The organism is Streptomyces sp. NPDC048057, assembly GCF_040653095.1.
Lineage (GTDB): Bacteria > Actinomycetota > Actinomycetes > Streptomycetales > Streptomycetaceae > Streptomyces.
In genome coordinates, this window is record NZ_JBEZNF010000002.1 from 113,818 (window position 1) to 126,771 (window position 12,954).

A 12,954-nucleotide genomic window follows, 5' to 3' on the forward strand; every position below is an offset into this window, starting at 1 on the left:
ATGCAGGGGCTCCTGGTCCGACTCCTGCCGGTGCGGCGCGAGGACTTCGACCTCCTCGCCTCGTGGGCGGGGTTCTCCTCAGCCGGAGTCCTGATCAACGGCGGTCAGGGAACGGGTGGTTCGGCCGCTGACTGGGAGCGTCGGGTCGAGTCGGGCACCACCCGGTTCGCCCTGGTCCAGACCTCTGCGGGACGGAAGATCGGCGTCGTCTTCTGGCGTCGACTCGGGCACTCGCGGAACTTCAGCATCGGCGGGTTCGTCGGGGACGAGGACATCTGGGACAGCGGCTCGGGCCTGGAAGGCGCGATGCTGCTCACCGAGTACCTCTTCGCGTTCGAGAACGCCCATCGGATCGAGCTGACCGCCGCCTCCTACAACAAGAGGTCCATCGCCTTCCTGGTGAAGGGCGGGGCCGTCGTCGAGGCCGTCCTGCGGAGTTCGCTGTTCGCCGACGGCCAGTACCACGACGCCGTCGTCTGCTCGCTCACGCGAGAGGAGTACGAGGCTCCCTTCCCCGGATACCAGCCGTCGGTACGGACCATCACCCCGGAGGGCCGTGAACGGGCGGGCAGACGCGCCCGCGCCCATCTCGCCGGCCGCGGCGGTGCGTTCCTGCGCGGTTGGGCCCAGCGCACGACCAGCGCACCGAACTCCAGGAGTGACCATGCCGACACATGACACGGTTCCCGACGTGGCCGAGCGACTGGCGACCGTGGCCCGCGAGCTCGTCGAGGACGGCACCGCGCCCGAGACGTTACCGCGGTCGCGTCGATCCCCCCGACACGTCACGACGGTCGACGCGCTGCGTCCGCTGCTGTCGCCCGTTCCCCGGACCACCGGGTACCGCGTGGTGCCGGGACTGTTCGCACCGCAAGCGGCCGAGGCCGGACCGACGCCGGCGCACTGGAGCGACGCGGTGTCCCCGCGCACCGCCGCCCTCGACCTCGCGATCCTGCTCGCCGCGTCCGCCGTGGGCCGAGTCTTCGGCTGGACGAACCAGCAGGACGGGCGGCTGGTCCACAACATCCTGCCCAGCAAGGGCTACGAGCGGGCCCAGGTGGGTGCCAGCAGCACCACGTACCTGACCAGCCACACGGAGGACGCCTTCCACCCCGGGCGCGCGGACCTCCTGATGCTCGTGTGCGTGCGCAACCCGGAGGACGTGGGGACCGGCGTGGCGAGCATCCGCCGGGCCACCGTCCCGGACGACCAGGCCGACCAACTGGCCCGACCGCTCGTGCAGATCATGCCGGACGACTCGTACGGAGACCGGCCCGAGGCGCCGGCCACCACGGGGATGACGACGCTCTGGGACGGGCCGGACGGCCGCCAGCTGCGCTACGACCCGGCGTACAGCAGGATGCTGACCGACGACACGGCCTTCCACGACGCGTACACGGCCCTCGGCGCGCACCTTGCGGCGTGCGAGGAGACGGTGGTGCTGCGGCCCGGTGACGCGGTCCTGGTCGACAACGACGTCGCCGTGCACAGCCGTCGGTCCTTCCAGCCCCGGTACGACGGTTCCGACCGCTGGCTCAAGCGCGTGCTGATCAGGTTGGGTCGACCGCGCCCGGTGCGTGAGAGGAACGAGAGCGGATGCGGTCAGCAACCGGTGGAGCCGTGGACGTGGGGGGAGCACGCGTGAACGTCGACGAACTGCTGCCGCACGCCCTGTCCGGCTACGACCCCCGACCTCTGGCCGACCGGTACCCGGGGCTGGTGCCCGGAATCGCGCGCTTCGACGGTCCCGGTGGCACCCTGACGCACGCGGCGGTGCGCGACGCGATGGCCGCGTACCTGGGGTCGCCACACGTGGCCAACGACCACGGTGGCTTCCCCGCCAGTGACACGTCCGACCGGATCGCGCGATGGGCCAGGGACCGGGTGCGGGCGCTGCTGGGTGCCAGCGGAGGCCAGGTGGTCTTCGGACCCAACATGACCACTCTGGCTGCCGCCTTCACCCGGGCCGTCGCCGCCGGGGGAGGGCTGAGGTCGGGCGACGAGGTCCTGTGTACGGAGCTGGACCACGAGGCGAACGTACGGCCCTGGCGAGCGGTCGCCGAGCGCTGCGGCGCGAGGGTGCGGATGGTGCCGCTGCCGGCCACCGGGATCCTGCCTGCCGAGGACGTTGCCGAGCGGATCACCGAACGCACCCGCTGGGTCGCCATCACGGCCGCGTCGAACGCGCTCGGCACCGTGCCCGACCTACGGGCCGTCGTGGGCGCCGCGCACGCGGTCGGCGCCCGTGTGTTCGTCGACGCCGTCCAGGCGGTCGCCCACCGTGCGTTGGACGCGAGGGAAGTCGGTGTCGACGCCCTGGTGACCGCGGCGTACAAGTGGTACGGGCCGCACGCCGGTGCCCTGTGGGTCAGTGACGAGGTGGCGGACGACCTCACCCTGCCCGAGCAGGTCGAGTCCGCCGGCACCGCGCTGCCCGACCGGCTGGAGCTGGGGACGTCGAACTTCGAGGCGATGCTGGGCACCGGCGTGGCCGCGGAGCTGCTGCTGCGCCGCGACCGCGGTGCCGTGGTGGCGGAGGAGGGCCGGTTGGCCGGGCTCCTGATGGAAGGTCTGCAAGAGGCCGGGGCGCAGGTGCTGGGACCCGGCCCCAGCAGCCCGGCGGTGCGGGTACCGGTGGTCGCCTTCCGCGTTCCCGGGCAACCCGCCCGGACTGCTGCCGCCCGGCTCGCGGCAGCCGGCATCTGGCTCTGGCACGGCACCTTCTACGCCCACGCGGCGATGCGTGCCGTCACACCGGACGGCACGGCGCCCGACGCGCTGAGGGCAGGGATCGCCGCGTACACCACCGAGGAGGACGTGAGGACTCTGGTCCGTGCGGTGCGAGCTCTGCACGACGGCGTTCCGGAGCACCCCGCGGCCACGCACCAGGAGAGTCGATGACGATGGACCTGACGGGACGCGTGGCCGTGGTGACGGGCGGCTCCACGGGGATCGGGCGCGCGACGTGTCTCCGGCTCGCCGCGGCCGGCGCGACGGTGGCCGTGTGCTGCCACACCGACGAGGAAGGCGCGCGTGCCACGGCGCAGCAGATCGCGGCAGCCGGCTCGCCGCCCGCGACGGTCCACCGGTTCGACGTGGCGGACCACGAGGCGGTGAGCGCCGCGATCCGCGAGATCAACGGGATCCATCGACGGATCGACGTCCTGGTGAACAACGCGGGCGTCGGTGACGCCAGTGCCGTCGTGCCGATGAATCCCGTGTCGGACTGGACCGATCCGGTGCGGACGAACCTCTTTGGGGCGTTCCACTGCATCAAGGCGGTGTCGCTGTCCATGCTGGTCGCCGGGCGCGGGTCGATCGTCAACGTCGCCTCCATCGCCGGGCTCACCGGCATCGCGGGGCTCAGCGGCTACGGCGCCAGCAAGGCGGGCCTGATGGGCCTGACCAGGGCGCTCAGCCGGGAGTTCGGACCGCGGGGGGTCAGGGTCAACGCGATCGCCCCCGGCTACACGGCCGGCACCGGGATGGTGGCCAGGGTCGACGACGAACGGCTGGCCGAGATCACCGACCGTACGGCGCTGCGGCGCCTCGCCGACCCCCGGGAGGTGGCCGACGCGGTCGTCTTCCTCGCCTCGGACGCCGCCAGCTACGTCACGGGCCAGACGCTGGTCGTCGACGGCGGCCTGACGGCCTGAGGCGTGGGGGACGCGACGGTGACGACGAGAGCGCGCGAGGAGTGTGCAATGACGAAGACCGCAGTACTGCTCAATCCCCAGGTGGTCATCCAGCCTGGTGACTACCACGACATGTACTCCTCCTCCGCAGTGGTGCGGGACCTCTTCGACGAGGCGTCCGAAGCCGTGGGGTTCGACCTGCCCAAGGCGTTCCTCAGCGACGATCCGGAACGGATCAACAGCGGTCCGGTGGTCCGGCCGGCGTCCCTGGTGCTCGCCACCGCGATCCACCGCATGACCAGTCACGGTCGGCCCGAACCCGACTACTTCGCGGGCCTGAGTCTGGGGGAGGTCGTGGCCGGACACCTGAGCGGTCACATGAGCTTCGCCGACGCGGTCCGGATGACCCACCTGATGCCCAGGATCGAGGACGAGGTCCGGGCCGGTGCGGAGTACGGGGTGGCCTTCTACTACGGCGTCGACGTCGCGAGGCTCCGTGACCGCATGGCCGAACTGGTCGACCGCGGTGAGGAGCTGAGCCCCTGCGCGTACACCGCCGACGACCAGATGATCGTCACCGGCACGGCGGCGGCCTTGCGCGAGCTGAACCTGAAGGCCGTCTCCTGCGGAGGGCTCGGCGTGCCGATCCGGTACGGGCCCCCGGCCCACAGTCCACTGCCGTTGCTGCGTGAGGTGCAGCGGCGCTTCCGGGACGAGTGGCACTACCTCGATCCGGCTCGTGACCCGCGTGTGCCCGTGCTGGCCAACACCACGTCGGAACTCCTCACCACGGCGGCGGACATGACGGACGCCTACGTGCGCCAGTACGTCACCACCGTGCACTGGAGCAGGGGTCTGTACCGCCTGCACGACCTGGGGGTCCGTCGGGTGCGGATCATCGGACCCGGCCACTTCGTCATGAAGTCGCTGCGCTCCACCGGCGTCGACTTCGAGGTGGAGACGTGTCTGACCACGGACGATCTGGCCCGGGTGCTGTCGTGACGACCACCCCGGCCGGATCCGCCACCGCGGTCGTGTTCCCCGGGATGGCCCCCTCCAACCACGCGGCCGTCGGGGGGTTCATGGCCACGGACCCCCATGCGCGACGCAGACTGCGGGGCGCCGACGATGTGCTCGGCTACCGCCTCCTCGACCGGTTCCGTGACGACGGTGACCGGGGCGAGTACACGCAGTTGGCCTTCTTCGTGAACTGCCTGGCCCTTGCGGACCGGGCGACGGACGTGCTCGGGTTGACGGCGGACATCTGCGTGGGGCCCAGTTTCGGACAGCTGGCGGCTGCCGCCCACACCGGAGCGGTGACGTTCGAGGACGCCGTGCTGATGGTGGCGAGAATGGCCCGCTGCGAGGAACGGTACTTCTCGCAGCAGCACGGTGAACTGGTGACCCGATTCTTCTTCAGAACTCCGTCCGAGGCGCTCCGGGGTGTTCTTCGGAAACGGGAGGAGCGCGGCCAGTGGTTCGACATGTCCTGCTTCTTCGGTGACGGATTCTATGCGATTACCCTGGCCGCATCGGACGTGATGGACTTCGACAAGGCCGTCCTCGCGGCCGGCGGAGTTCCGTTGTATTCGATTCGTCCCGCCATTCACTGCCGGGCTTTCGGTGAACTGCGTGAGCACATGGCCGGGGTGCTGCATGACTTCACCTTCCGGCCGGCGTGCGTCCCCGTGGTGTCCGACCACGACGGCAGTGTCGTCCAGGACGCCGAAGCGGTGCGGAAGCTGGTGCTCGACGGATATGTCAAGCCCGTCGACTGGCGGAAGGTCGTGGCCACCTTGCGGCGGCGGGGCGTGCGAAAGGTGTGGGTGCCGGGCCCCAGCAACGTGTTCGACCGCCTGGCGCGCACACACTTCGACGTGGTGACCGTTGCACCGTCGGTGGAACGGAGTTCGAACAATCCCTTTCTCACGGCAAGGTAGGATGACGGCCCGCAGAATGACCCCAACTTGCAAGGAGCGCAAGGGTGTTAACAGTGGGCCCCGTGCTGGGCTTGGCCGTCGTGGACAGTCTAAATCCATCAGCTCTCGCCGTGACGCTGTATCTGGTACTGACTGCCAAACCGTTCGCCAGCAGAGTCCTCGCCTATGTCGGCGGGATTTTCAGCACCTATCTGGCCATCGGGACACTGCTGATGCTCGGGCTCGACGTCGCCGGGGCCTGGATCGACGAAGCGGTCAGCAGCGATGCCTCCTTCGTGGTGCAGGGCGTCATCGGCGTGGGCATGGTGATCTATGGTTCGTTCCCGCCCGGCGGGCGCAACCGTCCGCCCAAGGAGCGCAAGCCCAGGTCGCTTCAGCCCCGCACGGTCTTCTTTCTGGGCGTCGGCATCACCCTGGTGGAGTTCAGCACCGCCTTCCCGTACATCGCCGCCCTCGGCGTCATCGGCGGCTCGGACATGGCCTTCTACCAGTGGTTCCCGCTCCTGGTCGGCTACAACCTGGTCATGGTGCTGCCGCCGCTGCTCATCGCCGGTGTGTACGGAGTGCTCAGGGAGCGGGTCGAGCCCCTGATCGTGGCGCTCGGAGAACGGCTCCGCCGTGGAGCCCGCAAGAACTGGCTGGACCTGTGCATCGCGGTCGGCGTGATCCTGATCCTCAGCTGCGTCGCCCACTTCGACCTGCACGAAGTGATCAAGTCCTCCTCCTCCTGACTCCGGGCCCATCTCGGCCGCGGGCCCGGACCCCTCCACCACCGTTCGAGCCCGCGAGAGGTGACCATGTCCAGGAAGACGGCCCCGGAGTTCGGCGCGAGCAGACTACTGATCGTCGGCACCGGCGCAGTCAACGCGATGCACCTGCCGTTCTGGACGAACTGGCTCAGGGTGAACTACCCCGAGCTCCAGGTCCGGATCGTCCTGACGCCGAGTGCCGAGCGGTTCATCACCCGGGAGTCGCTCACCCTCCTCACGCAGGAGGCCGCGCTGTCCGACCGCTGGCCGACGGAGACCGGTCCGGACGGTGCCCTGCACGTTCGGCTCGTCGAGTGGGCGGAGACCATCGCCGTGTTCCCAGCCTGCCTCAACTTCATCAGCCGCCTCTCCCTCGGCCTGGCCGACACTCCTGCGCTGCTCGCCCTGCAGTGCAGCGAAGCCCCCATCGGCATTGCGCCGTCCCTGCCGCCGGGAGCTGAGGCGAACCCGGTCTTCCAGGCCAATCTCCGCCGTCTCGCAGAGCGGCCGAACGTCACCGTCGCTCCGACGCGACCGAGTCGGAGCGTGACGACGGGCCGACGGGACGCGGCCGGCGCGGCGCCGCTCTGGGATCTGCTGACGTTGATCGAGGAGCGCCGCCAGGTGCTCAAGGACGGTGCGACCTCCTCCGCGGAGGGCCGGGCCTGACCATCCGTCACCGTCTCCGCGTACAGGCCGAACGCACCCGGAGACCTCTTCCGAGGGACACGCATGTTTGAGTTACGACAGGTCTACTGCTTCGCTGATCCGGTCTTCTTCGAGGACGTCTCGCGGTGGCGGTCCGGGCCCGGTCGGCTGGCCGATCCGGAGCTCGCCGTGCAGCGGCTCCCCGCCCCCGAGGGATGGGTGCGTCGCTATCGTTCCTACTGGGTGTCGCTGCGCCCCGACGGGTACGTCAGTGCGGAGCAGGGCTGGAAGGTCCATGTGTCGGCGACGCTCGACAACGCCGACCGGATCGCTTCCACCGTCTGGGACTACTGCACCACCCGGGGCATCCCCTTCAAGCACCTGCACGATCGCAACATGCTGTTGGCCCTGAACGCGAAGTACGCGCCGCGCGGGGCGAGCGGGAAGATGATCACCATCTACCCGGCGGACGAGGCGGAACTCCGGCAGCTGCTGGAGGACCTCGCCACACTGCTGGCGGGCGAGCAGGGGCCGTACATCCTCAGTGACCTGCGATGGGAGGACGGACCGCTGTACGTGCGGTACGGCGCCTTCGTCGAGATGCACTGCACGGATCCGTCCGGCGCGACCGTGCATGCCATCAGGCGACCCGACGGCACGCTGGTGCCCGATCGTCGGGGGCCGGTCTTCTCCCCGCCGTCGTGGGTGGAGATGCCCGAGTTCCTCAAGCCGCAGTTGGCGGCGAGAGCTGCCGGTGGCGGAGGGGAACACCCGTACCGGGTGGAGAAGACGCTCCACTTCTCGAACGCCGGCGGCGTGTACCTCGCCACCCGCCTCACGGACGGTGTGCAGGTGGTGCTCAAGGAGGCCCGGCCGCACGCCGGCCTGGACGAGAAGCACCACGACGGCGTGGCCCGCCTGCGCAGTGAGAGGTGGGCGCTGGAGAAGTTGGCCGGCGTCCCCGGCGTGCCGGCGCTGTACGACCACTTCGAAGTCGGCGGGCACGAGTTCATCGTCGAGGAGTACGTCGAGGGCCCGAACCTCCACGTCTGGCGCGGCGCCAACCACCCCTGGGTCACCCAGGCAGAGCCGACGGAGGAGCAGCTGGCCGAGTTCACCGAACGTGCGATGGCCGTCTGCGACCGAGTCGAGGCGATGATCCGGGAACTCCACTCCAGGGGTGTCGTCTTCGGCGACCTGCATCTGGGCAACGTGCTGGTCCACCCGGACGACAGCGTCTCCCTGATCGACTTCGAGCTCGCCTTCGACACGGCCAAGGACGACTGGCTGCCCGGCCTCGGTGCCACGGGGTTCACCCGTGCCGACAAGACCGGTGTCCGACGCGACCTGCACGGGCTCGCCGCCCTGCGGCTCGCCCTGTTCCTCAACCTGAACCGGATCCTGGCCCTGGAGCCGCGCAAGGTCCACCAGTTCGTCGACGTCGTACGCGCCAACTTCCCCGTGCCGGCGGGCTGGGCCGAGAGGGTGCGCGCCGAACTCGCGCCCCTGCCCGACACGTCGGGGCCGGCCGGGAGCGAACCGTTGGGCGTCGACCTCGACTCCCAACCGATCGACTGGGCCGCCGCACGTGCCTCCATGGCCGGGGCCGTCCACCGGTCGGCCTCTCCGGAGCGGAAGGACCGGCTGTTCCCCGGCGACGTGGAGCAGTTCCTGAGCGGTGGACTCGGTCTCGCCCACGGAGCCGCGGGAGTCCTGTGGGCGCTCTCCGTCACCGGTCAGGGCCGCTGCCCGGACCACGAGCGCTGGCTGGTCGACGGCATGCGCGCCGCGCGTGCCCCGCGTCCCGGCTTCTACGACGGTGCGGCGGGGGTCGCGTACGCGCTGGACCACCTCGGGTATGCGGACGAGGCGGCCGACGCGCTGGAGCGGGCCCGCCCCGACCGTACGGACGGGCTGGGAATGGGGCTCTTCTCCGGTCTTGCCGGGCTGTCGTTGTGCCTGGGTCACCTCGGTCGGCGCACGGGCGAGCCCGCCCACCAGAAGCTCGCCGCACGAATGGGGGAGCGGCTGGCGGACGCCGTGCGGGCCGGTGACGCCCGGCGAGTCAACGGCCGCCCGGCGGCGGGGGCGGCCCCAACGGTCGACGCGGGCCTCATGCGTGGTTGGTCGGGCGTGGCGCTGGCCCTGCTGCGCCTGCACGAGGACACGGGGGAGCAGGAGTTCCTGGACCTCGCGGTGAGGGCCGTCCACCGGGACCTCGACCAGTGCGTGCGGACCAAGGACGGCACGTTGCAGGTCGAGGAGCGGGGGCGCCGGACCCTGGGCTACCTGGAAGTGGGGAGCGCGGGCATCGCGCTGGTCTGTGACGAGTTGCTGCGGCGGGTGGAGGACGACCGGATCCTGGAATCCCTGCCGGACCTCGCGTTGGCCTGCGTCCGCAGTTTCGTCATCCAGCCGGACCTGTTCCACGGCCGAGCGGGCATGCTCGCGACCGTGGCCCGGTTGGGGGAGCGGGCACAGCTGCCGGACCGTGCAGCAGCGGTGGCGCGGCACCTGGACCGGCTGACCTGGCACGCCATTTCGTACCACGGACAACTGGCGTTCCCCGGTGGCCTCGGGTTCCGGCTCTCCATGGACCTCGCCACCGGGACGGCGGGGGTGCTGCTCGCCGTCGGCACGGCCACCCGCCCGGACGCCCCCTTCCTGCCGTTCTTCACTCCGCGAGGTGACGCCGGGACGGAGAGCGCCGGGAGCGCCGCCACCGTGCGGTGACGAGGGTGTGATCGCACGCGAAGCGGGGGCGCAGTCCTTGGACTGCGCCCCCTTCCCGACCGTCGGGGCCGCTGACTCCGTCAGCGGCCCCTGCTGCGTTCGACGAACTCGACGATGGCCGAGACCGACCGGAGATCGACGGCTTGGACGGACTCGTCGTGGACGTTCAGGTCGTACTCGGTGTTGAGCCAGGCGAGGACCACGTACAGGCCCAGGCTGTCGATGACGCCGGAGTCGACGAGGTCGTAGTCGACGTCGAGTTGCTGGGGCGTCAGCTCTGGCAGGAACTCCGCCGTGACGAACTCCCTGATCGCGGTCAACCGGTCCATGTCACCCGTCCCCCCGCGCCGCCCGTGCGAGGACCCGTCGGTCGATCTTCCCCGACTCCGTCCGGGGCAGGGGTACGGGCGTCAGCCGTACGGAGGTGGGACGGGCCGCCGGTGGGAGCCTGGTCGTGCAGTACTGCCTGACCGCCAGAGTGTCGAGTCCACTGTCGCTGCCCACCCGTACGACCGCTTGGAGGCGGTTGCCCGTGCGGTCGTCGGGCACGGCGACCACCGCTGCCTCGATCACGCCCTCCAACTGGAGGATCGTCTTCTCGACGCCTTCCGTGCTGACTTGGACGCCGCGCACCTTCACGTGGAAGTCGGTGCGTCCCTCCAGGGTCAGCGTGCCGTCCTCGTGCCGTCGGACGAGGTCCCTCGGGCGGAAGTAGCGCAGGCCCGGGGGGCCGTCCGGGTGGACGGCGAACCGTCCCTCGTCCAAACGCTGATCGACGTATCCGGGGGTCTGGAACGGGGTGGCCACCCACAGCTCTCCCACGCCGGGGCCTCGCAGCGCGCGCCCCCGGGCGTCGCAGATCAGCCAGCGGACCCCGGGGAGGGCGTCACCCAGCGGTACCGGACCCTCCTGGTACGTCGACGGGTCGATCTCCTGCACGAACGCGTCGTTGATCTCGGTGCAGCCGTACACGCTGAAGACCCTGGCCCGCGGGAAGACCTCGGGCAACTGTCGTAGGACGCGGTCGGGCATGGCGTAGCCGCTGTAGAGCAGGCGCGTGACGGAGCCGAGCCGGACCCCGGAGACCCGGGCGGTGTCGACGAGCATCTGGTGGAGCATGGGCACGGCCTGGACGATGTCGGGGCGGGCGGCCGTGACGAGTTCCAGCAGGTATCTCGGGCTGGCGGCCCTGTCCCGGTCGACCAGGACGACGCAGCCGCCACTGGCGAGGGTCGTCCATACGTCGAGGACGGACAGGTCGAAGTTGAGCGGTGCGTAGCTGAGGACCCTGACTCCCGGTCCGATTCCGAAGCGTTCGGCGGCCCAGTGGGCGAAGCGGCTGACGGCGCCGGGGAGGACCGGAACGACCTTCGGCAGTCCGGTGGACCCCGAGGTGGTCAGCAGGAAGAGGGGCGTCACGGCTGACGGGGGTGTGGTCGGGCCACGGCCGTCGACCGGCGCTGAGACCACCTCGACGTCGGTCGCACCGGGTCCGGCTTCTGCTCGGAGGTGTCGGTCGCACCCCGTCTGGGCCAGCAACTGGTGCAGGTCGCCCTCGGGCAGGTCCACCGCCGGTATCACGAACGGCCGCCCTGCGGACATGCAGGCGATCATCAGGGCGAGTGTCGCGGGGGAGTGGGCGGCGTGGACGCCCACGTACCCGCCGGCGCCGAGGGCGTCGAGCGTCGTGCGTGCCCTCGCCACGGCTCTGCCCAGGTCGCCGTAGGTCAGGGTGTGGCCACGCCAGACCAGGGCCGGTGCGTTCGGCTGTCCCTTGCAGTGGCTCAAGACGGCATGAACGAATTGCTGATCGGTCAACGGTCGTCTCCTCAGGGCGGGTCAGGCGAAGGACGAGGAATCGAGGCCGTGCGCCAGCAGACCGAGTTGGAAGCGGGTGGTGGCTCCCACGGCCTTCATGAGCTCGGTCACCTCGCGACGGACGGTCCGTTCTCCGATGCCCAGCCGCTTGGCGATGGTGGCGTCGGTCATGCCCTGGGCCAGGAGGTCGAGTATCCGCTGACGACGGGGGACCCCCCGGACCTCGTTCGGCCCGGCCCCCTCGGTACAGGACCACACGTCCTCGAAGGCCCTCAGGGCCCACGCCAGATGGTCCGGATCAGTCGTGAAGAGCATGCCCGGGTTGGTGTTCCGCCCCAGGGGGAGTGACAGGAGTACCGCCCGGCGGTCGGCTATCACCAGGGTGATAGGCGCCGCCAGGGCGCGCCGGACGTCTGCACCCGGCAGGGACGTGGTGGACGCGCGACGACGGGACTCGTCGGAGGAGCCGCCTCCGTCGTGGACGACGCGGGCGGCGAAGTCCGCGTGGCGTGGCCGTGCTTCGAGGAGAGGCGCCGTCATATCGTGCGGAACAACGGCACGCAATTCCCTGAGAGCCATCCGGCCGATCTCCTGCATTCTTCTCCGCAACAGGTTTCGGCCGGATCTGTTGTCGGATGACCCCTTGGGGTTCCCCCGGGGGTGACATTCTTTCACTAACAAGTCATGCATTTCTCCTCCTCGTTTCATCGGTGTGGTTCGTGGCCATCGACGGCCGTGAAGAGAAACGGGCGAACAGGCAGCACGAGACCTACTCCGGGCCCGTAGCGGGGGTTGACGCCGTGCGCCGGGAGGGCATTTTGCGCAGGAGAGGGCCGAGCAGGAGGGCTACCGTGACGGGAAAGAAACAGAGGTCGCCCGGTTTGACGCCCGATGCTCGGCGGATGCAGGCGGACCGTCCGCGTCTCGTAGGGCGAGGAGCTGAGGAAACTCAGTCCGTACGTTGTCGCCCAGGACGGGACGTCGCAGGCCGCTTGTTCACGTCGTGGTGGGTCACGAGAGTGGACGCGGCGAGGCGTATGTCCGTGCTCGCTCGGGTTCTGCGACCGTACTGGCTCGGGCCTTGGCTCGTTCCGTGTCGTACCTCGGACGAGTTGAGGGAGGTGCTGTCACCAGGGCTCCTCCGCAATCGGGCTGTGATAAGCCAGTCAAGTCGAAAACCATCCCCTCTGATTTCCCCCAGGCGTTCCAAAGGAATGGCAGAACGCCCAATGGTGCGGCTTTGCTTGGCTTGATCATGAGGTCGAACGTTGGGTGGCACCAGACGGCGAAGTTCCGAAACAACGAAATCCGGCCACCCGGGCGGGTACTGGCGGGGAGATCCAGGAGCGCCGTTCTCCCCGTTTGGGCTGAGCCACTTACTGACCGCGAGAGAATGATGCGGACGCATCGCCCGACGGATCCGGTTATTCG

At 69.9% G+C, this 12,954-nt stretch carries 12 protein-coding genes; 9 read left to right on the forward strand and 3 right to left on the reverse strand.

All coding sequences use genetic code 11. The annotated features are described in order from the left end of the window. The 9 genes from AB0E05_RS02660 (at position 1) to lanKC (ending at position 9,705) form a co-directional block, all read left to right on the forward strand. Positions 1–678 (forward strand): GNAT family protein, encoded by a 678-nt coding sequence (locus AB0E05_RS02660; RefSeq protein WP_361957577.1) that lies wholly within the window; start codon positions 1–3, stop codon positions 676–678. Beyond that, on the forward strand, positions 665–1,645 hold the full coding sequence (locus tag AB0E05_RS02665; protein WP_361957580.1) for a TauD/TfdA family dioxygenase: 981 nt from the start codon (positions 665–667) through the stop codon (positions 1,643–1,645). The genes AB0E05_RS02660 and AB0E05_RS02665 overlap by 14 nt, the downstream gene beginning before the upstream one ends. Next, positions 1,642–2,901 carry an aminotransferase class V-fold PLP-dependent enzyme gene (locus AB0E05_RS02670; protein WP_361957583.1) on the forward strand — a complete coding sequence of 420 codons (1,260 nt, stop codon included), beginning with the start codon at positions 1,642–1,644 and terminating at the stop codon, positions 2,899–2,901. The genes AB0E05_RS02665 and AB0E05_RS02670 overlap by 4 nt, the downstream gene beginning before the upstream one ends. After that, complete coding sequence (fabG, locus tag AB0E05_RS02675; RefSeq protein WP_361957586.1) at positions 2,898–3,656, forward strand: 3-oxoacyl-ACP reductase FabG; 759 nt, start codon at positions 2,898–2,900, stop codon at positions 3,654–3,656. The genes AB0E05_RS02670 and fabG overlap by 4 nt, the downstream gene beginning before the upstream one ends. A 48-nt stretch (positions 3,657–3,704) precedes the next feature. Then, complete coding sequence (locus tag AB0E05_RS02680; protein ID WP_361957589.1) at positions 3,705–4,637, forward strand: hypothetical protein; 933 nt, start codon at positions 3,705–3,707, stop codon at positions 4,635–4,637. Continuing rightward, entirely contained in the window at positions 4,634–5,575 is a 942-nt protein-coding gene (locus AB0E05_RS02685) for an ACP S-malonyltransferase (RefSeq protein WP_361957592.1), read from the forward strand. Before AB0E05_RS02680 ends, AB0E05_RS02685 begins: the two co-directional genes overlap by 4 nt. Before the next feature lie 62 nt (positions 5,576–5,637). Then, on the forward strand, positions 5,638–6,306 hold the full coding sequence (locus tag AB0E05_RS02690; RefSeq protein WP_361957595.1) for a GAP family protein: 669 nt from the start codon (positions 5,638–5,640) through the stop codon (positions 6,304–6,306). Positions 6,307–6,372: 66 nt separating this feature from the next. Then, a complete protein-coding gene (locus AB0E05_RS02695; protein WP_361957598.1) occupies positions 6,373–6,993 on the forward strand; it encodes a flavoprotein in 621 nt (206 codons plus the stop codon). Between the two features lie 63 nt (positions 6,994–7,056). Next, a complete protein-coding gene (gene lanKC, locus AB0E05_RS02700) occupies positions 7,057–9,705 on the forward strand; it encodes a class III lanthionine synthetase LanKC (protein WP_361957601.1) in 2,649 nt (882 codons plus the stop codon). A gap of 80 nt (positions 9,706–9,785) precedes the next feature. Here lanKC and AB0E05_RS02705 read toward each other — a convergent pair whose 3' ends face one another. From AB0E05_RS02705 to AB0E05_RS02715, 3 genes are read right to left on the reverse strand one after another with little or no spacing between them, the layout of a single operon-like run. Further along, positions 9,786–10,034 carry a phosphopantetheine-binding protein gene (locus tag AB0E05_RS02705; RefSeq protein WP_361957604.1) on the reverse strand — a complete coding sequence of 83 codons (249 nt, stop codon included), beginning with the start codon at positions 10,032–10,034 and terminating at the stop codon, positions 9,786–9,788. A gap of 1 nt (position 10,035) precedes the next feature. Next, complete coding sequence (locus AB0E05_RS02710) at positions 10,036–11,523, reverse strand: AMP-binding protein (RefSeq protein WP_361957606.1); 1,488 nt, start codon at positions 11,521–11,523, stop codon at positions 10,036–10,038. 21 nt (positions 11,524–11,544) lie between these two features. Then, the gene (locus AB0E05_RS02715; protein WP_361957609.1) at positions 11,545–12,063 is read right to left on the reverse strand and encodes a helix-turn-helix transcriptional regulator; all 519 of its coding nucleotides are present in this window, start codon (positions 12,061–12,063) and stop codon (positions 11,545–11,547) included. Between the last annotated feature and the right edge of the window lie 891 nt (positions 12,064–12,954).